At 41.1% G+C, this 22,892-nt stretch carries 17 protein-coding genes; 8 read left to right on the forward strand and 9 right to left on the reverse strand.

Annotated elements, in window-relative coordinates:
- Positions 1–70 precede the first annotated feature (70 nt).
- The 5 genes from NRL14_RS09085 (at position 71) to NRL14_RS09105 (ending at position 9,262) form a co-directional block, all read left to right on the forward strand.
- Positions 71–2,818 carry a TonB-dependent receptor gene (locus NRL14_RS09085; protein ID WP_033039443.1) on the forward strand — a complete coding sequence of 916 codons (2,748 nt, stop codon included), beginning with the start codon at positions 71–73 and terminating at the stop codon, positions 2,816–2,818.
- A gap of 173 nt (positions 2,819–2,991) precedes the next feature.
- On the forward strand, positions 2,992–4,518 hold the full coding sequence (locus tag NRL14_RS09090; RefSeq protein ID WP_306724486.1) for a tryptophan halogenase family protein: 1,527 nt from the start codon (positions 2,992–2,994) through the stop codon (positions 4,516–4,518).
- A 12-nt stretch (positions 4,519–4,530) separates the two neighbouring features.
- Complete coding sequence (locus NRL14_RS09095) at positions 4,531–5,292, forward strand: SapC family protein (RefSeq protein WP_007376243.1); 762 nt, start codon at positions 4,531–4,533, stop codon at positions 5,290–5,292.
- A gap of 36 nt (positions 5,293–5,328) precedes the next feature.
- On the forward strand, positions 5,329–6,807 hold the full coding sequence (locus NRL14_RS09100; protein WP_007376244.1) for an SLC5 family protein: 1,479 nt from the start codon (positions 5,329–5,331) through the stop codon (positions 6,805–6,807).
- 322 nt (positions 6,808–7,129) lie between these two features.
- A complete protein-coding gene (locus NRL14_RS09105; protein ID WP_306724487.1) occupies positions 7,130–9,262 on the forward strand; it encodes an alpha-galactosidase in 2,133 nt (710 codons plus the stop codon).
- Between the two features lie 69 nt (positions 9,263–9,331).
- Here the strand turns inward: NRL14_RS09105 and NRL14_RS09110 are convergent, their stop codons facing one another.
- Positions 9,332–10,033 carry a FadR/GntR family transcriptional regulator gene (locus NRL14_RS09110; RefSeq protein WP_007376246.1) on the reverse strand — a complete coding sequence of 234 codons (702 nt, stop codon included), beginning with the start codon at positions 10,031–10,033 and terminating at the stop codon, positions 9,332–9,334.
- A 197-nt stretch (positions 10,034–10,230) separates the two neighbouring features.
- On the opposite strand from NRL14_RS09110, the gene NRL14_RS09115 reads away from it, so the two are divergent.
- Together NRL14_RS09115 and NRL14_RS09120 are read left to right on the forward strand one after the other, a co-directional pair.
- Positions 10,231–10,989: an SDR family NAD(P)-dependent oxidoreductase gene (locus NRL14_RS09115; RefSeq protein ID WP_007376247.1), complete on the forward strand. Its 759-nt coding sequence runs from the start codon at positions 10,231–10,233 to the stop codon at positions 10,987–10,989.
- A gap of 3 nt (positions 10,990–10,992) precedes the next feature.
- Positions 10,993–11,934 carry a 2-dehydro-3-deoxygalactonokinase gene (locus NRL14_RS09120; RefSeq protein WP_033029198.1) on the forward strand — a complete coding sequence of 314 codons (942 nt, stop codon included), beginning with the start codon at positions 10,993–10,995 and terminating at the stop codon, positions 11,932–11,934.
- A 246-nt stretch (positions 11,935–12,180) separates the two neighbouring features.
- Here NRL14_RS09120 and glpD read toward each other — a convergent pair whose 3' ends face one another.
- The 7 genes from glpD to galE form a co-directional block, all read right to left on the reverse strand.
- Positions 12,181–13,686, reverse strand: a complete 1,506-nt coding sequence (gene glpD / locus NRL14_RS09125) for a glycerol-3-phosphate dehydrogenase (RefSeq protein WP_306724488.1) — start codon at positions 13,684–13,686, stop codon at positions 12,181–12,183.
- 214 nt (positions 13,687–13,900) lie between these two features.
- A complete protein-coding gene (gene glpK, locus NRL14_RS09130; RefSeq protein WP_306724489.1) occupies positions 13,901–15,397 on the reverse strand; it encodes a glycerol kinase GlpK in 1,497 nt (498 codons plus the stop codon).
- 297 nt (positions 15,398–15,694) lie between these two features.
- Positions 15,695–17,017 (reverse strand): dienelactone hydrolase family protein, encoded by a 1,323-nt coding sequence (locus tag NRL14_RS09135; protein WP_306724490.1) that lies wholly within the window; start codon positions 17,015–17,017, stop codon positions 15,695–15,697.
- A gap of 29 nt (positions 17,018–17,046) precedes the next feature.
- Positions 17,047–18,051 (reverse strand): Gfo/Idh/MocA family protein, encoded by a 1,005-nt coding sequence (locus NRL14_RS09140; protein WP_306724491.1) that lies wholly within the window; start codon positions 18,049–18,051, stop codon positions 17,047–17,049.
- 19 nt (positions 18,052–18,070) lie between these two features.
- Positions 18,071–19,219 carry a galactokinase gene (galK, locus tag NRL14_RS09145; protein WP_306724492.1) on the reverse strand — a complete coding sequence of 383 codons (1,149 nt, stop codon included), beginning with the start codon at positions 19,217–19,219 and terminating at the stop codon, positions 18,071–18,073.
- Complete coding sequence (locus NRL14_RS09150; RefSeq protein ID WP_306724493.1) at positions 19,209–20,273, reverse strand: UDP-glucose--hexose-1-phosphate uridylyltransferase; 1,065 nt, start codon at positions 20,271–20,273, stop codon at positions 19,209–19,211. Before NRL14_RS09150 ends, galK begins: the two co-directional genes overlap by 11 nt.
- Before the next feature lies 1 nt (position 20,274).
- Positions 20,275–21,288, reverse strand: a complete 1,014-nt coding sequence (gene galE / locus NRL14_RS09155) for a UDP-glucose 4-epimerase GalE (RefSeq protein ID WP_306724495.1) — start codon at positions 21,286–21,288, stop codon at positions 20,275–20,277.
- A gap of 314 nt (positions 21,289–21,602) precedes the next feature.
- On the opposite strand from galE, the gene NRL14_RS09160 reads away from it, so the two are divergent.
- On the forward strand, positions 21,603–22,421 hold the full coding sequence (locus NRL14_RS09160) for an SDR family NAD(P)-dependent oxidoreductase (protein ID WP_306724496.1): 819 nt from the start codon (positions 21,603–21,605) through the stop codon (positions 22,419–22,421).
- 162 nt (positions 22,422–22,583) lie between these two features.
- Here the strand turns inward: NRL14_RS09160 and NRL14_RS09165 are convergent, their stop codons facing one another.
- Complete coding sequence (locus NRL14_RS09165) at positions 22,584–22,832, reverse strand: YdcH family protein (RefSeq protein ID WP_306724497.1); 249 nt, start codon at positions 22,830–22,832, stop codon at positions 22,584–22,586.
- Between the last annotated feature and the right edge of the window lie 60 nt (positions 22,833–22,892).

Consider the following 22,892-nt stretch of genomic DNA (forward strand, 5'->3'; position numbering starts at 1 on the left):
AATAGTATTTGAAACTATTTGCACTAGCACAACGACACAACGACTACACACAATCAGGAGTTTTTAAAAAATGATAATTAACAATAAGTTATCGTTCAACAAGAAAACCGCGATCAGTATTGCTATCACTGGCATATTGGCAAGCGGAAACGTTGCAGCTCAAGGCGCTGAAGGCGATACGTCTACAGTAGTAAATGAGGATGTTGAAGTTATCGCAGTAACGGGTATCCGTAGCAGCTTACGTTCATCAATGTTAGATAAAAAAGCATCTAATGTTGTTACAGACGGGATTAAAGCAGAAGATCTTGGTAAATTTCCTGATTTAAACGTAGCAGAATCTCTGCAACGTATTACAGGTGTAGCAATTGACCGCAGTGGTGGTGAAGGACAAGCGGTAACTATTCGTGGTTTTGGCCCACAATTTAATACTGTACTTGTTAATGGTCGTCAAATTGCGACAGACAGTGCAGGTCGTGAATTTAATTTTGATGTATTAGCCGCAGATCAAATCACCGGTGCTGATATTTATAAAAGTAATACAGCAACGCTTCAAGAAGGCGGCATTGGTGGTACGGTTAACGTAACTACAGCACGTCCTTTTGATTTTGGTGGTTTACATATTTTAGGTTCAGTTAAAGGTATGTACGAAAGCCTTTCTGAAGAAGTATCCCCATCAACATCATTCTTAATAAGTAATACGTTTAACGATGATAAGCTAGGTGTGCTTTTTGCCATCACTAATCAACAACGTAAACTTCAAAATAACCAAATTTTAACGGCAGGTTGGCGCGGCGGCCAAACAATCTCTAATCCAACTGATGGTGTATTGTTTGAAAATGCCTATATTCCACGTAACTGGGACCAAGTTGTTGATGAGCAAGATCGTGAGCGTACAAATGCAAGTTTAGTACTGCAATATGCGCCATCTGACGATGTTACTATTACTGTTGATGGCATGATTTCAAAATTTGAAGTTGATTCAACAGTACGCGATTTAGCATCTTGGTTTGAACCAGACCGCGTAGGTAGCGCAACGATTGATCCAGAAACAGGCACGCTTTTAACTTTCTCTCAAGAAGTGGGTTTAGGTGCGCCAAGTGGCGACCCTGCAAGTGACTTTGTGTCGCACACTCGTAACTCTCGTGATGTAACTAATAAAGCATTTGGTATTAACGTAGATTGGCAAGTAAACGAATTATTAAAAGCTAAATTTGATGTGTCTCGCTCAACAGCTGAAAATGACCGTGCAGGTACTGACCGTTTTAATGTTGTAGGTATTATTAATAGCTATAGCTTTGATGGTACAGGCAGTGTTCCTACTGTTCAGCATGACGGGTTTGAAAATGGTTCACTCCCAGATCCTAGCCTTGCGCGCCTTCACTACAATGAAGTCGGTCTTCAGTTTACAGATGAAGATGAAATCACAGAAGTAAAAGCTGATTTTGAATACGTGCCAGATAAAGGCCCTGTAGATCGAATCAACTTTGGTGCTTATCGCCAAGAGCGTGAAAAATCAAGTTTTCAAGTTTATGGTACTCAATGTCAATTTTGTGGTTATGGGACGCAAGCACCACTTGATGCAATTGATTTTGAAGCCTATCAAGCAAGTAACTACTTCCCAGGTTTGATCGATACATTTTACACCTACGACGGTGATAAAATGCTTGATTATTTAGCCGATCAAGGTTTCCCAGTAGAGCCAACATTACAAAATAACCGTTACACAATCAACGAAGACATCACCAGCCTATACATGGACTTTACGCTTGGTTTTGACCTTGCGGATATGCCTGTAACCGTTAACTTAGGTGCACGTTATTCTGAAACTGATATTGAAGTAGCTGCAATACAGAGCTTTATTAGTGATGTAATCCCAACGACGGATGCAACTTTGTTTGCTAACGTATTTGGTCCGGCTACAAGCATTGAACAAGGGACTAGCTACTCAAACTTACTACCATCTTTAAATGTTAAGTTAGAACTGCAAGACAATATGATTTTACGTTTTGCTACGTACGACAGTATTACTCGTCCAACGATGTCGCAGTTATCACCAGCGACTACGTTTAACGAGCCTCGTCGTCAAAACTTAACGGCAAATGGTGGCAACCCTGCTCTTAAGCCATTCCAATCAGAAAACTGGGATATTTCTTACGAGTGGTACTACAACGATGCTAACTTATTTAGCTTTGCAGTATTTAGTAAAGAAGTTGATGACTTCATTGTCACGCTAACAGGTGCAGAAACATTTGAAATGTCTGACCGTTCGGGTCCTGATTTTGCGTGTACTACATGTACAGACCAAGCTGATGATGAACTCAATGGTAGCTCAGAGGTATACACAGTAACTCGCCCTCAAAATGGTGAGTCAGCTAAAGTAACGGGCTATGAAGTTGGTGTGACGCACATATTTGATAATGGCTTTGGTATTATAGCCAATGCCACAGTCGTAGATAGTGACATTAGCGTAGGCGCAGACACCACACAAACATTTGCACTTGAAGGTTTAGGCGATTCGCAAAACTTAATATTGTTTTATGAGCAAGATAACTGGCAAGCACGTGTTGCATTTAACAACCGTGAAGGCTTTTTACGCTTAGTTGATAATGGCTTTAACGGTGAACCAGTGAACGTAGAAACTTACGGTCAGTGGGATATTAGTGCAAGCTACGATATTAACGAAAACTTCACTATTTTTGCTGAAGGCATCAATATCACTGAGGAAGAGTTAGTACAAACAGGTCGTTTTGCTAACCAAATCTATTCAGTAGAAGATAATGGCTCACGTTACGCGTTTGGTATTCGTGGATCGTTTTAATTGATAGCAGAGGCAGCGACTGCCTCTTAGTTTTCATTGCAGTGCATTATAAGTCCTGTTACTAATAAAGTTAGTAGCTATTTTGCACAAAATGAGACTAATTTAAACAAATGCCCGAAAGGGCATTTGTTGTCTAACCGGTTATCAATAAAGTACTCAAAGAGTAGTCCGTTATGAATAAAACAATAAAAACAATCGCCGTAATTGGTGGCGGCACAGCAGGATGGCTGAGCGCTGCAATTATAGCTTCGTACCACCAAGGTAAAAATGGTGATGGCTTAAAAGTGATGTTGGTTGAATCGTCAGATATTCCAACAATTGGTGTAGGTGAAGGTACCTGGCCCACTATGAAAAACACACTTCAGCAAATAGGTTTGCGTGAAGTTGATGTATTTAAAGCCTGTAACGCCACCTTTAAACAAGGCGGTAAATTTGTAAATTGGACGCACGGCAACAACGACTTTTACTACCATCCATTTACTGTACCGCTAGGCTACGGCCGCATAGATTTAGCCCCCTATTTAGATAATGTTGAAGACTTTGCACAGCAAACTAATTTTCAACATGATATTTGCCAAGCAAGCTTAGCCCCAAGAGGTATAGCGCAAGGTGAATATCAAGGTAATTGTAACTACGCTTATCACTTAGATGCCGGCGCTTTTGCACAAATGCTTAAACAGCATTGTAAAAGTAAGCTTGGCGTAGAGCATATTATTGGTACTGTTGATCAAGTAAAACTTGATGACGATGGTGCAATAAATGAGCTTACTCTAAAAGATCAAACCCACATTATAAGCGCCGATTTATTTATAGACTGTACTGGTTTTTCATCATTGTTATTAGGCCAAGCGCTCAACGTACCGTTTAAAAAAATGGACCACGTGCTATTTAACGACAGCGCACTGGCTATGCAAGTCCCTTACGATGAAAACGATGACTCCTTAGCCAGCCATACCATAGCAACAGCTCAAAACGCTGGATGGATTTGGGATATAGGTTTAACGCATCGTCGTGGTGTAGGGCATGTATATTCAAGCAAGTTTCTATCAGACGATGAAGCAGAGCAAAACTTACGAAACTATTTAGGCGATGCAGCAAGTGGTTTAACTGCCCGTAAAATTAGCTTTGAGTCGGGCTACCGTGAGAAGTTTTGGCATAAAAACTGTGTTGCCATTGGTATGTCGGCAGGGTTTGTGGAGCCGCTTGAAGCAACCGCTATTATGCTTGTTGAAATTTCAGCACGCTTTGTAGCAGAGCATATGCCAGCAGACACACAAGTAATGCCTATTGTAGCTAAACGCTTTAATGAGCAAATGGATTACCGCTGGCAGCGTATTATCGACTTTTTAAAGCTACATTACATGCTAACCAAGCGCCCAGAACCTTACTGGCAAGCACATGTACAGCCCGATACTATTCCACAAACCCTGCAAGAAGACTTACTTCTTTGGGGAAGCCGTGGCCCGCTTATTCAAGATTTTCATGGCGCATTAGAGTTATTCCCTGCCGCCAGTTATCAGTATGTTTTGTACGGTATGGGCTTTAAGCCAGACTTTACTAAACAGGCATATTTGTATTCACACCATGTGCAAGCCAAACAAATAATTGAACGTAACAGCCAGCTTACACAGCAGATGTTACAAACTTTGCCGCCACATCGTGCTTTTATAGAGCAGTGGCTAGCAGCTAACCCAGTTTAAGGATGTGTAACTATGGCTATTAGTGAACTCGTAAACACTAAACACCAAACATTAAAAATTAACCCCAATGCAGCAGTTGAATACGCAAAAACGCAGCATTTAGTTAATTTAAGAGCAAATGAAATAGCAAAAGTAGCCTGCGACTTACCTATTTTTTTAGCCCGTAACGCACAAAATGGCAGCTACACAATATCAGCGTTAACAAGTTTTAACGCCGGGCAAAGTTTATTGGTGAATAACAACCAATGGCAGGCACTTTACACACCAGTATGTATGCAAACTCACCCTCTTCATTTAATGACCCGTGAAGCAAACAGTAGCGATTACTTTATTGCGATTGATGAGCAAAGCTCAGCTGTAAACTCGCAGCATGGTGAGGCATTATTTGATGCTAAAGGTAACCCAAGCTTATTTTTAAATTCGCAACAAAAGCTACTTGAGAGCGATTTAAAAAATGACTATCAAACGTATCAATTTACCCAGGAAGTAGTGCGCTTAGGGCTCATTAAAAATATTGATATTGCTTTACAGTTTGAACAAGGCGAAACCCAAACCATTCAAGGTTTGAGCACCGTTGATGAAGACAAACTGCAAACATTAGATAGCAATACCATTGCAGAACTACAAAAGAAGGGTTACTTAAGTGTGCTTAACAGCATGCTTATTTCACTGTTTCAGCTTAACGCCTTAGTGAAACTTCATAATCAGCATTCAGACCTCAAACCTTTAAAGCAAATTAAATTAGAACTAAGTAGAGATTCACACGCGCTATAGCGTGTCTATTTTCACACACATATAAGAGACACACACATGTCAGATAATATTTTACAGCTGGTGGTTTTTGTTTTTGTCACCGCTTTAATTGGTGGCCTTACTTATTGGAAATGCCGAGGCCAAAATCGTAATAACGGACAAAGCCAAACTAAAGAGTACTTTTTAGCCGGCGGTGGCCTTACTTGGATGTTTGTTGCAGGTTCAATCACACTTACTAATTTAAGTACTGACCAGCTTGTTGGCATGAACGGTAACCAAATGGCCTTACTGGTTTGGTGGGAGCTTGCTGCAATTATAGGTTTAATTATTTTAGCTAAAGTATTCATCCCTGTTTATTATAAATATAACTGTACAACTACCACAGAGCTTTTAGAAAAGCGCTATAACAACAAACATATTCGCGCTGTTATTGGGGGATTATTCTTTTTAGGTAATGCACTTATTTATATGCCAGCGGTTATTTATTCTGGCGCGCTGTTTATGCAAACCATGTTTAAGGTTGATATTCCACTAATGTATATTGCCACCGCGTTTGCCATTATTGGTGCTGTTTATGCATTTTTTGGTGGTTTGCGGGCAGTTGCTGTATCGGATACCTACAATGGCATACTTGTACTGGGCATGGCTGTTTTAGTAGTCTTTTTAGCGCTTAATGCGATTGACTATGACTTTTCGGGTATTCCAGAGGAGCGTTTAACACTCATCGGCGATGCTGATTCACCTATTCCGTGGCCAACACTTTTAACCGGTATGATCTTTATTCAAATGTATTACTGGGGTACTAACCAAACAATTACGCAACGAGCAATGGCAGCGCCTAATGTTAAAGAAGCGCAAAAAGGTATATTTGCAGCAGCAGGTATTCGCTTTTTAATCGTCCCTGCAATTGTGGTATTACCGGGTATTATTTCGTTTAAACTTTATGGCGATATTGGCGACGCTGCTTATGGTCGAATTGTTGGTGATGTAATGCCTGCATGGTTAACTGGTGTATTTGCAGCGGCAATGGCGGCGGCAGTGCTGTCTACTTACAACAGTTTATTAAATTCAGCCACAGCACTATATGTGTGTGACATTCACGAAGCTTACTTTAATAAAGAGCCAAGTGTAGTAAAGCTAAGTGGTTACGTAACATTATTACTAACGAGTTTAACGCTGGTACTTGTACCAATTTATCAGCAAGCCGACAGTATTATTAACTTACTACAGCAATTAAACGGCTTATTAAGTATGCCTATATTCTCTATTTTTGTAGTGGGCTTATTATTTAAAAATGTTGATGCCCGTGCGGGTATTGCAGCGGTAATTTTAGGCGTGGTTATGTACGGTATGCTTACGTTTGCAAACTCACCACTACATACCGACATTCATTACATTCACTTAATGCCAATTACACTCATTGTATGTGTGACTTTTGCATTAGTAGTAAATAAAGTGGTATTTGGCTTAAACGCGCAGTGGGCAGGTAAAACTCCTGATCTTGATGGCGCAACGCAGACGCTAATACAAAAATAAACTACAGATAAATTAAGCTATTAAAATCGGTCACAGGTAATTCTTGGCCGATTTTTTTATCCAGCAAAAAGAGAGTAATTGGATTTTTGAGTTAAGGTTAGTTTAATGTCTTTTATTGCAGTGGTACTTCCAGTGAGTTTATCTAACTATTTGTAGTGCAAAGGCTATCAAAAGCTAATTTATATGATATATACTATTATTATTGAGGACCACTGTCTGACCGGTCGTATCTCAAGCAACGGTAAATGAGTTCACACACAAAATAACTGACTCACATACTCACATTATTTAACTCGTAATAGATTAAAAGGATAGGAGAATTATGGCCGATATTAAACCATTTTTTCGATTAGATAGCGCTAATAGCACGGTTATTTTCGACTGCCAAAGTAAAACACCGGCGTTATTGTACTTTGGTAAACGCCTATCTGAGCAAACAACCGAGGCAATGCTAACTCAACTTGCTACCCGTCAAGAAGTTAAATGTGCCGTGGTTGAAGAAGCGCCTATTTCTCTATCTCCGTTATTAGGTGAGGGCTTTACTGGTGCGCCAGGGCTTGAGCTAGTAAATGATTCAATTGCATGGTCAGTAGGGCCAGAGCTTCAAGAAGTGCGTCAGCCTTCAAGTGCGACCGTTGAGTTTGTAAGTGTAGATAAGCTTCGTGGTATTGAAGTCGTGCATAGCATTACACTTGATAAAAGCACTGACGTACTAAGTGCACATACTGTATTAACTAATTTAGGTGACTCACCACTGGGCGTTAATTTTTGCGCCGCGCCAACATTTCAATTGCCAGATAGCGTAAGCAAAATAGTGAGCTTTGAAGGTCGTTGGTCAAACGAATTCCAGCGTCAATCGGTTGATTTAGTCTTAGGTAGTTTTGTTCGCGAAAACCGTAAAGGCAAAACATCACACGATGTATTTCCTGGTTTATTAGTGCATAACGAAAATGCAGGCGAGCAACACGGGGAATGTTACGGCTTTCATTTAGGTTGGAGCGGCAACAATAAACTACGTGCAGAGCTTTTAGCTGAAGGTCGTCGTTATGTACAAATGGGTGAGCTATTACTTCCTGGTGAGCTTACGCTTGCTAAAGGTCAAGCGTATCAAAGCCCGAGCATTTATGGCTCGTTTTCAAGTGAAGGTTTTAGCGCGCTTTCTCGTAATTTCCATCGTTTTGTTAAAGCTAATTTACTTAGCCAAGCACAACGCGAAAAAACGCGTCCTGTGCATTACAACACATGGGAAGGTATTTACTTTGATCACGACGTAGACACGCTTAAGCAACTAGCCGACAAAGTAGCGCCGTTAGGTATTGAGCGTTTTGTACTTGATGATGGTTGGTTTAAAGGCCGCCGTGGCGACAACGCAGGCTTAGGTGATTGGACTGTAGATTACAAAATTTACCCAGATGGTTTATCGCCAGTCATTGATCATGTGAATAGCTTAGGTATGGAGTTTGGTATTTGGTTTGAACCAGAAATGGTTAACCCAGATAGCGATTTATACCGCGCACATCCTGATTGGGTTTTAGGCTCTCAAAACAACGAACAGTTAAGCTTTAGAAATCAGCTCGTACTTGATTTAACGCGCTCTGAGGTGGTTGAGTACCTATACAAAGCCATTGACGATATTTTAGTTGAATACCCAACCATTAAGTACATTAAATGGGATATGAACCGCGATATTAACCATGCGGGTAATTTTGATGGTAAGCCTGCTGTGCATCAGCAAACATTGGCGCTTTATCGTTTAATTGATCGTATTAAAGGTGCGCACCCAGGGCTTGAAATAGAAAGCTGTTCGTCAGGTGGTGCACGTGTAGATTATGGCGTACTTGCACACACAGATCGTGTATGGACGTCAGATTCAAACGATGCGCTTGATCGCCTTGAAATACAGCGTGGATGTTCGTTCTTTTTCCCATCGTCGGTAATGGGTGCACACATAGGCCCACGTGATTGTCATATCACAGGGCGTAATGTGAGCATTGAAATGCGTGCTGCGGTATCAATGTTTGGCCACATGGGCATTGAAATGGACCCACGTGAGCTGACCGATCACGAATACAATACACTCAAAGCGGCAATAGTACTTCACAAAGAGCATCGGGAGTTTATTCATAGCGCCGATTTATACCGCCTTGATAGCGACGATTTATCAATTAACTTTGGTTTAATCGATGAGCAAAAAACAAAAGCGTTATTTGCCTATAATAGCGTTCGCGAAACACCGCGTACAGCGCCTAATAAATTACGCTTTGTTGGCCTAGATACCGATGCACAATATACACTTAATTTAGTGTGGCCGGTAAAATTTGAAGAGTATCGCCCATCTTCTATTGCTGTGGTAAATGGTCAAACATTTACAGGTGAAGCGTTAATGCAGTTTGGCTTACAAATGCCAATTTCATTCCCGCAAACATCGCTTATTTTTGAACTTACAAAAGCGTAATTTTAAATATGGGCAGCAAAAAGGGAGCTAATTAGCTCCCTTTTTTAATCTGTCAAAAGTAACTTTTTACTACACCAGCTTTGATTCGATAAGCTCAAGCGCTTCTTCTAAAATAGTTTCTACTGCTTTTTTAGCCAGCTCTGGGTTACGTGATTTTATGGTATTTAAAATGTCTGCATGCTTTGCTACATCAGCACCGGGTACACCTTTAATATGGTTAGTGTAGCGAATACTTACACGTAATGCGGTGCTAATAAACTCAGTCAATTGTACAAAAAATCGATTGTTGCTGGCCACTAATATACTGGTATGAAAGGCAATATCAGCTTCGAGAGGATCATCTAATCCTTCATCGGCATCGGCCATACGCGCTAATGCATTATCTATTTCAACGAGTTGTTCAGCAGTTGCATTCACCGCTGCAAGCGCTGCAGCTTGAGGCTCAAGTGCTACACGGACTTGGGTAAATTCTTTTAATAAAGAAAGTGACGGTTTGCTGCTTAAAATCCAACGCAGTACGTCGGTATCAAACATGTTCCAGCTACTTTCAGGTAATACACGAATACCCTGCTTAGGACGCGACGAAATTAATCCTTTAGCAGAGAGCATTTTTACCGCTTCGCGAGTGGCGCTACGGCTCACATCGTATTTTATACATAAGTCAGCTTCCGACGGCAGACCTTCACTTACAGGGTACACGCCACGCACAATAGCAAAACCCAAATCATGGGTTAGTTGGTGTGTTAAGTTTTGACGAGGTTGGCTTTTCATTGTGCGAGTTTCCGAGTTCATATTGCTAGATTATATATCATATATCATATTAATGTACGTAAGGATATGGTATAAACTTTTTATTAGTTAAGTATTTTAACACAGCAATAACAATTTGGTTTCGCCCTTTATGTTGTAAGTATCAGTTTATAAAGGGTTTAAATAAGATTTTATATGTGCTGTATGGAGAGTTGAATTTGAACACCCTCGCTCAATATCATAGTCTTTCTGGTAAAGTTATTTTTATTACTGGTGGTGCATCAGGCATCGGTAGAGCAATGGTCGAATCATTTACTAAGCAAAATGCCAAAGTTGCTTTTATCGATATAGATGACGATGCTGCGCAGGCGCTCATTAACAATCTCCCACAAGCTAACTTATGGTACAGACAAGTTGATGTAACTGATTCCCATGCTCTGCAGCAATCATTAGTTGATGCGTGTGCTGCCCTTGGTAGCGTCAATGTACTGGTCAATAACGTAGCAAACGATCGCCGTCAACCTAGCGAAGACGTTACAGTGCAAGATTGGGATCAGTGTCTGCAAATTAATTTAAATCCAGCCTTTTTTGCTTCCCAAGTCGCTATGTCATTTATGCAGCGAGAAGGGGCGGGCAGTATTATAAACTTTAGCTCTATCAATGCCATAATGGGCCAACCGCAAATGGCCGGTTACGTTACCGCTAAAGCAGGTCTTATAGGCATGACTAAGGCACTTGCTCGTGATTATGGCGAGTTTGGTATTCGCGTAAATGCTATTTTACCTGGGTGGGTGGCTACCGACCGTCAATTAGCAAGCTGGTTTACAGAGGCTGAGCAAGTAAAATGGATGGAAGCTATGGCGCTTAAAAAGCTAGTTTCACCTGAGGATGTTGCTAATTTAGCGATGTTTTTAGCGGCAGATGAAAGCAGTATGATTACCGGGCAGGGCATTAAAATTGACGGTGGGAGACTTTAAAGTTTGACTACTTCATCTCTTTTTATAGCCGTTGATTGGGGTACCAGTCATTTACGTGCTTATTTGTGCCGCGTTAACGCAAAACAACCGCTTACATTACTTGAACAACGTGATGGGCCAGGTGTTGTAAAAGTTAATCAAGACTTTGAGCAAACGCTTCTTAGTGCTATCGAGCCTTGGAGTCAGCAGTATGGCTGCGTACCTGTATATATAGCAGGGCAAATCACATCAAGCATAGGTTGGTACGAAACGCCCTATTTAGAGTGCCCTATAAACCCTGAGAGTTTGCTCGATGCTGCTATTAGCTTTAATTGTGCAGGGCATACTATTAAAGCGTTGCCGGGTACTAAATGTACCCTACAAAATTCTTTATTTGATGTAATGCGCGGTGAAGAGCTGCAAATTTTAGGGTTTTTAAAACAAAATCCAGAGTATCAACAGGGTAAAATATTACTGTGTTTACCAGGTACACATACTAAGTGGGTACTTATAAACCATGGTGAAATAATCTGCTTTAAAACCGCAATGACTGGCGAGTTATACGATTTACTGTGCCACCAAAGTGTATTGATACCCAGTGACTGTGAAGAGGGCGACTTTGATTGGAAAGCATTTGCTCAAGGGTGCAAACTCACGCTTGACAGTGATAGTGGTAATTTAGCGCATGGTATTTTTAGTGTGCGTACTCGTCAGCTTTCAAAGGAGTTAACACCTGTACAAGCTAAAGCGTATTTATCGGGTGTGTTAATTGGCAGTGACGTACGAGCAGCACGCCATGCCAGTGAGTGGCAGTTGCAAAGTAATACACAAGTTGTGGTAGTGGGAACCAAACAGCTTAATAAATGTTTTTCTACGGCACTTAACCAAATAGGCGTTAAATGTGTTGAGTTTGACATTAAAATGGCTACGTTGAGCGGTTTTAATTTTTTATATCAATCAGCTTAATTAAGTGAGCGATTTTGAAGTAAGAAAATAGGGTCGATAACAAGGTGAGAATTTCGTTATTTAGTTGTTCTATATCAGAAATTATTAACATAGTTAGCGCCAGGTTTAAGCCCTCAAATTGACCAAGTGTTATTGCGGATTGGTATTATATAACCGAGAAAATTAAACCCCTTCATAATGATTAAATTATAAAGGGGTTTCGTAGAAAGCTTTTAGGGCTATTGCAGCCAATTTCTTTAGCGGTTATTAAGCAATTTTGGCCGCCTTGCTTTGTTCAATATAATTATTAAGGGTGGTAGTTTGGGTTTCACTAAAGCGCAGTCCTAACTTTGTGCGGCGCCATAATATGTTATATGCGTTTTGTGCCCACTCTTCATTTAATAAAAAATCGACCTCTGCTGCAAATAAGTTATGCCCAAAATCTTGACCTAAATCGCTTAGTTGTTTTGCATCACCCAAAATATTTATAGTGCGCGTACCATAGGTGCGTACAAAGCGATTTAGCAGTATTTTTGGTAACCAATTATAGGTTGTTTGTAATTGCGCTTTAAGTGCTTCTACAGAGCTAAAATCGCCACCTGGTAACGCACTATGTTTAGTCCAAGCTTCACTCATTTGCGGGTAAAAGTCTTCAAGCTTGTTAACCGCAGCTTCGGCAAGTTTACGGTAAGTTGTAATTTTTCCGCCAAACACACTCAGTAGAGGTGTTTGTTTAGCATCACTCGAAAGCTCTAGTTTATAATCGCGAGTAACGGCTTGTGCATTAACTGATTCATCATCAAGTAATGGACGTACACCTGAAAAAGTATGCACAATATCTTGGCGTTTAATCGGAGTTTTAAAGTAGCTATTAGTAATCTCGATAAGGTAATCGATTTCTTCTTCACTAATTTTAACGTCTTGTGCCTCACCTTTGTGCTCAACATCAGTCGTGCCAATAAGTGAGTAATCATCTTCAAACGGAATAACAAACACAATACGCTGATCTTTGTTTTGTAAAATATAAGCTTGCGGTTCGTTATGAATGCGTGGCACGACAATGTGGCTGCCTTTTACAAGGCGAATATTTTGTGGTGATTTTTCTTCGAGTGCTTCATCAAAAAGCTTAGCAACCCAAGGGCCCGCTGCATTTACAATGCCTTTAGCAGCAATACTGTAATGCGATTTTGTACTTTGTTGCTCAAGCGTTACTTGCCATTTATCTTGCTCACGATGCGCTTTGACACATTTAGTTTGTGTGGCAATTACTGCGCCTTTTTGCTGCGCTGCAAGGGCGTTTAAAATAACTAAGCGAGAGTCATCAACCCAGCCATCAGCGTATTCAAAACCTTTAGTAATTGAAGGTTCTAGTACGCTATGCTCGCCAAATTTAATGCTCTTCGATGCAGGTAACGTAACTCGTTTCGCTAGGTTGTCATACATAAATAAGCCAATGCGGATCATCCATGCAGGGCGTAAATGCTTTTGATGGGGTAATCTAAACGTAAGTGGCCACATAATGTGAGGGGCATTTTTAAGCAGCACTTCTCGCTCGGCTAAGGCTTCTTTTACTAATCTAAATTCGTAGTGCTCAAGGTAGCGCAGACCACCGTGGATCAGCTTGGAGCTGTTTGAAGACGTTGCAGAAGCTAGATCTGACTGTTCGCACAAAAGTACTTTAAGTCCTCTACCAGCAGCATCTGCTGCTATGCCTGTGCCGTTTACGCCGCCACCGATGACTAGTAAGTCATATTCGTTATCTGCTAATTTCACCGAGCACCCTTTTATTTATAATATAAATAATACATATAGCATCATAAAGCTGCTGTTTTCATTTGACAATAGAAAACCCAGTTTTTTATTTGTTAATTTTGACGCGAATCCACTTTCAATTTGGAGCAGTAAAGTGTGCCTTTTAAATCGAGCATTTAGCTAAGTTAAAAAAGACAAAGTGACTAAAGTATTAGCCTTAGCCACTTAGTATTTACTACGGGCAATTTTTATTTGTTAAGCACACTTGAGCTACACAGTGCTGCCATTTTGCATATAAATCATTACGCTCGTCGGCACTCATAGTTGGCTCAAAACGACGGTCACATGTCCACATTTTCGATAACTGCTCAGTTGATTCGTAAACGCCGGTTTGTAAGCCTGCTAAATAAGCGACCCCTAAAGAGGTGGTTTCGGTCACCGTTGGACGCTCTACTGTTGCACCTAAAATGTTTGATAGGAAGGTCATAACCCAATTGTTTTTTACCATGCCGCCATCTACACGAAGCACACTTGGGCGAAGGCCATCACGCTCCATCGCTTTTTGTAAATCTTTGGTTTGATAACCCACTGATTGCAAAGCAGCCGCAACAATAGTGCTAATTCCTGAGTCGCGTGTAAGGCCTAAAATAGCGCCACGTGCATTTGGGTCCCAATAAGGAGCACCTAAACCCGTGAACGAAGGTACTAAAAATACACCATGATCGAGGGGGACATCTTTAACCATCGATTCACTTTCGCCAGCATGGCTAAGTAGTTTTAAGCCTTCCACAATCCACTGCATAGTCGCGCCAGCCATAAAGATACTGCCTTCAATGGCGTAAGTTGGTTTGCCGTTTAGTCTATAGGCAACAGTAGTCAGTAAGCGGTTTTCTGAGGTCAGTGCTTTTTCGCCGGTGTTAAGCATTAAAAAGCAGCCAGTGCCATATGTACTTTTTGCCATGCCTTGCTCAAAACATGCATGACCAACAAGGGCTGCCTGTTGATCACCAGCAATACCACATATACGAATTGGTGCACCAAAAATATCAGCGCTCGTTGAGCCAAATTCGTCGGCTGAGTCCATTACTTCTGGCAGCATAGATTCTGGAATATCGAATAACTCTAGAAGCTCTTGATCCCACTGCTGGGTATGAATATTAAATAACATAGTACGGGATGCATTCGTTGCATCAGTGCGATGTTCTTTACCACCTGTTAGTTGCCAAAGTAGGTAAGTGTCAACCGTACCAAAAGCCAGTTCGCCAGCGAGGGCTTGTTCGCGTGCGCCTTCAACATTATCTAAAATCCAACGAACTTTAGTGGCTGAAAAATAAGGGTCAAGTAGCAAGCCTGTTTTTTCGCTAATAGTTTGGCAAAGTTCATCGGTAGTAAGGCTTTCGCAATAGTCACTAGTGCGTCTATCTTGCCAAACAATCGCGTTATAAATCGTTTTGCCTGTTTTTTTGTTCCATACTAGGGTGGTTTCGCGTTGGTTAGTGATACCTATAGCGATAATTTCTTCAGGCTTTACATCTTGTTTAGCGAGTACTTCGCGACTAGTGCTAAGCACTGTTTGCCAAATATCGTTAGGATCGTGCTCAACCCAGCCGTTCTGTGGAAAATGCTGAGGAAATTCTTGCTGTGCTGTACCAAAAACGTCTGCATCTTTTGTAAACAAGATGGCACGAGAGCTTGTGGTTCCTTGATCAATTGAGAGTATGTATTTGGACATATTTATTAATATTATTTATCTTATATATAGCTAGATTGCCTTTAACGTTAGCTAATGGCAATGGTTTTTTCTTAAAATATCTTACTAAAAAGTAAACTCGCCTGTTTTTATTGATAACTTTTAAAAAGCAGGGCGTTTTACTTCGAGTCAATTTTAAGTGCGAGCGCGACTATTTAAGAGAAACAGTCGCTTTTAGTGAGTTACTTAACTTGAAATCTGACGGACTATTGCAAGTAAATTCAACGCAATTAACGCTGAAAATAGTTGCTTGAGATAGATTTATTATCCAGAGCTCAGTTACTTAACGTGTGGTTTAGCTTGCTGCCAATCCATACCAGTGGAAAAGCGATTATCAAATCCGTGCCACTGTGGTAGTGGCTTACCATCAACAACAGCTTGGTCGCCGTTTTGTGGTAAATCTAAGTATTTACACTCGCTGGCTATACCTTTTACGTGGCAATCCATCATAGCAAGTACAAAGTGTTTATTGATTTCGTTTAGTGTGCGCATAGACCACGATGGCTCGTAGTAATGGCCTATATCTAACTCACTGCTGCTTTGTGCAATAGCAGGGGCTGGGTGTGGTGCAATATTATGGCGCGCATTTTTGTAAGTAAGCATGTACTTATCTTCGCTGCCTGTTTGGTTATAAAGGTTTTTAATGCCTTCATAGCCTGAAATATCATCTAAGTTACCGGCTATATAAAGCGAAGGTACTTTAATATTTGCCATTGCTTTGGCATCAAATATAGCGTGCTGTCCGCCCCACGGTGCAAAGGCAACCATGGCTTTTATGCGTGGGTCTACTTTCGGGTTTTGGTATTGCCCACCAGCGCAGCTGTTGAGTAGTTGCTGTACTTGTTTAATTTGAGCTGGGTCTTTCATACCCGTAAACATGGCCGTAGTTTGCTCATTAAAAGCGTAACAACCACCTATCGTATTTACCGCGCCATAGCCACCCATTGAGTAACCAATTACACCAGCGCTTTTGTTATCTACTTGCTTACTTGCAAAGTTATTTTGCTCGTTGAAGTAATTAATAACAAACTGCTGATCGCGAGAGCGATTTATAAGCGTACTGAAAAAGCCAGAGAACGGCGCATTTTTAAAATCAACATCTGCGTTAGTTGAATCAGTATGATCAATCGCTACAACTATGTAACCGTGCGACGCTAAGTGCTCGCCAAGGTAGTACATAATTGTACGGTAACCGGTATAACCGTGCGAAAGCACAATGACAGGGTAGTGCTCTTTACTATTTATGGCGACATCACGCATTGCATCGGCTTGCAAAGTAAACTCTTTACCTGAGCGAGTTTCATCTGTGTAGCTGGTAAGTGCTGCTTTTGCTGTATTTGCAGCTGGATACCACACTTCTACTTTTAAAGGACGATCTTTTTGGCCTTGTGTGGCGGGGTCAAATTGCGCAGGGTTAATTAAATCAAGTGTTTGCACACCTACATTGTAGCTACCTTTAGCTGCAAGTTCTGGGAGTACTTCGCTAGTGATTGGCGGGTATAGCTGCTCTGGTTTATTAGATTCAGCAACAGCTACACTGGCAGATAAACTGCACGTAGCAAGTAATATAGCTTTTGAAAGCGCCTTGAGTGTGTGTGTCATTGTGTGTCCTTGTTGTGTATTTTTATTTTTTAATTTATCAGTTCAGCCGACTCGACGGCATTGCTATATTGCAACTGCCATTGTGCTCGTAAGGTATCCATTATGTTCATAATTCTTAAGCTAGTACCCAGTGGTAATACGCTGCTTTGGGTTTGTTTTTGTAATATACACTGCGTGACATGTGCAATTTCAAACTTAAAGTTTTCATCGTCACTAAAGTCGTATTCAAAGTATTGCGGGTCTTGGTCGTTTATGTGTAGCTCTAGCGTTTGTGCACCTACAAACTGAGGTATTCGAATATAGCCAAGCTCACCATTAATACATGCTTCTGTTGGGCCGTTTTGCTGCAGTGCGCTGGCAAGAGATGCAAATTGCCCGTTACCGTAATCAACTATAGCAGTGCTTCGCTCATCAACGCCGGTTGTGCTTTTATGTACAAAGGATTTGATGTGTTCAGGGGTTTTATTAAATACCACATCAGCAATCGAAATAGGATAAATACCTAAATCGAGCAGGGCGCCACCCGCTGTTACAGGGTTCATTAACCGGTGAGTGTCGGTAAAGCTGCCAGGTAAACTAAAGTTGGCATTAACACTGTGCACATTACCAATAACACCTTCATTTAGGAGTTGTTGTAATTTTACTATGGCTGGTAAAAACCGCATCCAAACGCCTTCCATTAAAAAGCAGTTTTGTTGCCTGGCAAGCTCAGTGAGGTTTTGCAATTGCTTAGCATTAACGGTAATTGGTTTTTCGCTTAGCACGTGCTTATTGTGTTTTAAGCATTGGGCGATAGTTTTAAAGTGTTGATCGTGCGTATTGGCAATATAAATAGCATCTATATTTGGGCATTGCATAAGAGCTTGATAGCTCTCATAGCCTTGAATATTGTACGGTGTGGCAAATTCTTTAGCGCGCTGCATACTCGTTGATGCAGCGCCAATAAGCTGTGCATCACTGCAATGCGCAATGCTTTTAGCAAAGGTGTGAGCTATATTGCCACACCCAATAATTCCCCAATTAACCTTTGCCATGCTTATTCCTTAAGTTTATTTAAAAAGACGTAATTTGTAATCCTGAACCCGCTGAACATACGTAAATATCAGCATTTAGGCTAAAACGCTCAAAGTAATGCTTTTCTACCGCAGCTTTAATTAGTGGTACTTCCGCATCGCGACACAAACATACAATAGCACCACCAAAGCCGCCACCCGTCATACGAACTGCGCCACGCTCGCCCATCGCTTCTTTACAAATTTCTACTAGGCCATCGGTTGCAGGTACGGTTACTTCAAAGTCGTGTTTAAGCGATTGGTGCGATGCAGCCATTAGCGTGCGAAGTGCATCCATATTGTTATTTTGCAGTGCAGTAGTTGCTGCAATTACACGGTCGTTTTCGCTAATTACGTGGTGTGCACGTTTATATTCGTTTTCGCTTAATGTCGCTTTTACTGCTTGCAGGCCAGCCATGGTGGCTTGGCGAAGTGTTTCTACACCCATTTTTACAGCAGCTTGTTCGCAGTCAATACGGCGCTGGTTGTATTCGCTATCAACTAATTTACGCGGGTAGTTTGAATTAACAATAACAATGTTTAAATCATCTGGTACTTTTACTGCCGTAGTCGCTAAGTTTTCGCAGTCAATTAAAAGTGCGTGACCATTCTCGCCTTTAGCCGAAATAAGCTGATCCATAATACCGCATTGGCAATGCATAAAGTCGTTTTCGGCTTCTTGGCCAAATAACGCAATTTTCTCTGGTGGTAAACCAAGCTGTGCAATATGGTTAAACATACCGCCAACAGCAACTTCGAGTGCAGCCGATGACGACAAGCCACTGCCTTGCGGTAAGTTGCTGTCAATTAGTAGGTCGGCGCCACGTAATGTATGGCCTGCTCGTTTAAGTACAAAAGCCACCGCGCGAATATAGTTACCCCATTGCGATTGGCCTTCGCTGATTGCCTCATCAACACTAAAGCTGTCTTTTTCGCCTAGGTAATTTAAAGAGCGCACAGTGATAATATTATCGTCGCGCTGTTTAAACATAACTTGGGTACGAAATGCTAACGAACACGGTAAAACAAAGCCATCGTTGTAATCAGTAAATTCACCAATTAGATTTACACGCCCAGGGGCGGCAGCAATACCTTGTGCAGGCGCGCCATACAGTGACAAAAATTGTTGTTGGAATTCGTTAAGCTTCATCTATGTGTCCTGCTGTATCTTTATAATGTGTGGTACTGGCTGCTTTTAAAATAGAAGCGGCGGTTTCTGCGCTTAAATCGCGTTGGCTTTCGCCTAGCATTTCGTAGCCTACCATGTGTTTTTTAACGGTAGCAGAGCGAAGTAGCGGCGGATAAAAATGTGCATGTAAGCGCCAGTGCTGCTCATCAGAGCCTCTATTGGCCGGTGCATTGTGCCAACCCATTGAGTAGGGGAAGCTGCAATTAAATACGTTGTCGTATTTAGTGGTTAATACTTTAAGAGCCTGAGCTAAAGAGTCGGTTTGTGCATCGTTTAGCTGGCTAAAGTTTTGAATGTTATCTTTAGTTACTAGCATTGTTTCAAACGGCCATGCAGCCCAAAATGGCACAACCACAAGCCAGTGCTCGTTTTCAAATACTACACGAGTTTGATCTGCTTGCTCTTTTTGCGCGTAATCGGCAAGCAAGGCTGTGCCATGCTTTTTATAATAGGTAAGCTGCTGGTTATCTTCGGCTTCTATTTCCGTTGATAAATGCGAATGCGCCCATACTTGGCCGTGAGGATGAGGTTGCGAGCAACCCATGATTTCGCCTTTATTCTCAAAAACTTGTACGCATTCGTACTGCTGTGCAAGCTCTGTGTAATTTTGTTTCCACGTTTTTACTACTTCGTGCAATGCATTTTGGCTAAGCTCTGGTAGTGTTTTATTGTGCTCTGGAGAAAAACAAATTACGCGGCATTCGCCACTGGCTTCATCGGCAATAAATAAATCGCTGTCTGACTCTAAGCCTTGTAATTGCTCGCTGGCATTAGGTGTGAGTGCGCCAAAGTCATTTCTAAATACATGGGTGTATTTGTAATCTGGGTTACTGTCGCCATTTGCACGGGTGTTGCCAGGACAAAGTGGGCAGTTTTCATCGTGTTTTGGTAATACGTTTTCGTTAACAGCTTCTGTTGCGCCTAACCATGGGCGATTATTACGATGTGGTGACACTAATACCCAACGACCCGTTAGCGGATTTTTACGTCTGTGAGTACTTTCTAATAAAGCCATATTAACTCTCCAACCCACTTGGGTAATTAGTTTGCCAGCGCCATGTGTCGTTTGTCATGTCGGTAAGTGTTAGTTCTGCGTGCCAGTTAAGTGTGTTTTGCGCTTTTGTGGCATCGGCGTAGTTACAGGCAATATCACCTGCTCGGCGCGGCGTAATTTGATAAGGAATATCTTTATTGGCTGATGCGCTAAATGCTTTAATCATATCAAGCACAGAATAACCTTGCCCTGTGCCTAAGTTATAAGCATGAAAAGCGGTGTCTGTTTTGTGCTGCATAAAAGCGGCAACGTGGCCTTTCGCTAAATCTAAAACGTGAATATAGTCGCGCACACCGGTGCCATCTTCGGTGTCGTAGTCGTCACCAAAAATATTTACCACGTCGCGCTTACCTACTGCTGTTTGGGCAATAAATGGCATTAAGTTATTAGGAATACCATTAGGGCTTTCGCCTAATAAACCACTTGGGTGTGCACCTACTGGGTTAAAGTAACGAAGCGCAATGCCCATAAATTGACTATTGGCATTACATACGTCTTGCATGGCTTGCTCAACCATGACTTTAGTCCAACCATAGGGGTTAGTTGCGCGTATAGGATGCTTTTCGTCAATAGGGAGGTAGTCTGGCTCGCCGTACACAGTAGCCGATGAGCTAAATATAATATGGTTAACGCCCGCCTCTTGCATGCTCTGTAGCATGCTTAATGTGCCCGACACGTTATTTTGATAATAACGCAGCGGTTGCTCGGTAGATTCGCCAACGGCTTTTAAAGCTGCAAAGTGAAAGATAGCTTCGGCTTTAGTGTATTTTAGAGCGAGCTTAAACTGTTGCTCGTCTTGTATGTCACCCAATATAAACTCAAACCGAGTACCTGTAATCTTTTCGAGTTGGTCAAGTACCCGCGAACTTGCATTAGACAAGTTATCATAAATAACAGGCGTAATACCTGCTTCATGCAATGCAATACATGTGTGGCTACCTATATAACCCATGCCGCCAGTAACTAAAACTTTCATGTTATTTCTCGAAAAGTATATTTATATGATAAATACTACTATTAAGGGAGTGTAAAAACAATAGTAATGATTAGAGCAAAATTCAAATAGAAGAATAAAAAACATTCGCTCATCAGATCCTCGCTTTATCAATTTATTTTATAAACTGATTCTATTACATGGCTAATTATCACGACGGTATTGGGGTGCTACGATAGCTGCATAATTTACTTTAAGACTGTAACTGGGCTTTAACTAACCACAACCCTGGTTAAGATATTTATTATCTAGAGTCCAGGTTAACTACTTTAATGTTGCACTGAGAGGGCATACACATGAAAAAAATCATTTTAATCACCGGTGCAACAGATGGCATTGGTTTAGAGACGGCAAAAATGTTACTAGCCCAAGGTCACACTGTATTACTGCATGGTCGTAATATAGAAAAGCTAAATAATGTACAGACAATGTTAAACGAGCATTATCCGCAAGCAAGTACTCAAAGCTATGTGGCCGATTTAAGCGAAATGTCACAGGTACATTATTTGGCAGAACAGATAAGCGCAGATCATAAACAAATTGACGTACTTATTAATAACGCTGGTGTATTCAAGCTTGAGAACGTAATAACACCTGATGGCCTTGATGCGCGTTTTGCCGTAAATACATTTGCACCTTATTTACTGACTAAATTACTGTTACCACTATTAAATAAAAATGCGCGTGTAGTTAACGTATCATCGGCCGCGCAATCAAGCGTTAACCTTGATGCACTTATTGGTAATAAGGCGCTTTCGGATGGTGACGCTTATGCACAAAGTAAGTTAGCTATTACGATGTGGTCGCGCTATCTAGGACTTAAATTAAAAGAGGTAGGCCCGTTAGTTGTATCAGTAAATCCAAAATCGTTACTGGGTAGCAAAATGGTTAAAGATGCATACGGATTAGACGGTGGAGATCTAAAACTAGGAGCTGATATTTTTTATCGTGCTGCGCTTAGCGATGAATTTAACAACGGCACAGGTTTGTATTTTGATAACGATGCTGAGCGTTTTGCACCGCCACATATAGATGCATTAAACGAGACTAAAAACCAACAACTAGTTGATACATTAGATAGTGTTTTAGCACAGCTTAAATTAGGTGAATTATAATGAATACACCTATACGTGGACTGCTGAGTGCGCGCTTTATGACAACTTTAAAGCCCTGCTAATGTGTTTATGAATCCAGTGGGTGATTTTGTAAAGTAATATAGATTTTTGATTGAAGACGATCAAAGAGTTCACTGTTTACAGCGAACTCTTTTTTACTTTTTAGTGTTGTTCGACTTGAAGTAAACGCTGGTATAGCCAATCTTTTAATTCTGAGCGATCATGCTTTAATTGATGCATTTGTTCATCGCTAATTGGCGCATCTTTAAGCTCCAATACTCTTATTTCTTTGTCTAACTTATCGTATTGTGTTGCCTTTTCGGCAAATTCAGAATCGTCAGTATTGAGTGTTGCAATGGCATTTAAATGATCTGGAAAGTCGTTTGTTAATGAGTGGTCTTCGCCTAACATATTCGCTCCTTAATAGGATATAAATGAGCTCACAAGTAAGTGAGTTGTTTAAGTGAATTA

The organism is Pseudoalteromonas sp. 20-92 (assembly GCF_030847595.1).
Classification (GTDB): Bacteria; Pseudomonadota; Gammaproteobacteria; order Enterobacterales; family Alteromonadaceae; genus Pseudoalteromonas; species Pseudoalteromonas fuliginea.

What these genes read in the sequence shown, in the direction of transcription:
- NRL14_RS09085 (WP_033039443.1), top strand. Translation starts at nt 71, where the DNA reads ATGATAATTAACAATAAGTTATCGTTCAACAAGAAAACCGCGATCAGT.
- NRL14_RS09160 (WP_306724496.1), top strand. Translation starts at nt 21,603, where the DNA reads ATGAAAAAAATCATTTTAATCACCGGTGCAACAGATGGCATTGGTTTA.
- NRL14_RS09135 (WP_306724490.1), bottom strand. Translation starts at nt 17,017, where the DNA reads ATGACACACACACTCAAGGCGCTTTCAAAAGCTATATTACTTGCTACG.
- galE (WP_306724495.1), bottom strand. Translation starts at nt 21,288, where the DNA reads ATGAAAGTTTTAGTTACTGGCGGCATGGGTTATATAGGTAGCCACACA.
- NRL14_RS09110 (WP_007376246.1), bottom strand. Translation starts at nt 10,033, where the DNA reads ATGAAAAGCCAACCTCGTCAAAACTTAACACACCAACTAACCCATGAT.
- NRL14_RS09100 (WP_007376244.1), top strand. Translation starts at nt 5,329, where the DNA reads ATGTCAGATAATATTTTACAGCTGGTGGTTTTTGTTTTTGTCACCGCT.
- NRL14_RS09140 (WP_306724491.1), bottom strand. Translation starts at nt 18,051, where the DNA reads ATGGCAAAGGTTAATTGGGGAATTATTGGGTGTGGCAATATAGCTCAC.
- NRL14_RS09090 (WP_306724486.1), top strand. Translation starts at nt 2,992, where the DNA reads ATGAATAAAACAATAAAAACAATCGCCGTAATTGGTGGCGGCACAGCA.
- NRL14_RS09095 (WP_007376243.1), top strand. Translation starts at nt 4,531, where the DNA reads ATGGCTATTAGTGAACTCGTAAACACTAAACACCAAACATTAAAAATT.
- NRL14_RS09165 (WP_306724497.1), bottom strand. Translation starts at nt 22,832, where the DNA reads ATGTTAGGCGAAGACCACTCATTAACAAACGACTTTCCAGATCATTTA.
- NRL14_RS09150 (WP_306724493.1), bottom strand. Translation starts at nt 20,273, where the DNA reads ATGGCTTTATTAGAAAGTACTCACAGACGTAAAAATCCGCTAACGGGT.
- glpK (WP_306724489.1), bottom strand. Translation starts at nt 15,397, where the DNA reads ATGTCCAAATACATACTCTCAATTGATCAAGGAACCACAAGCTCTCGT.
- galK (WP_306724492.1), bottom strand. Translation starts at nt 19,219, where the DNA reads ATGAAGCTTAACGAATTCCAACAACAATTTTTGTCACTGTATGGCGCG.
- NRL14_RS09105 (WP_306724487.1), top strand. Translation starts at nt 7,130, where the DNA reads ATGGCCGATATTAAACCATTTTTTCGATTAGATAGCGCTAATAGCACG.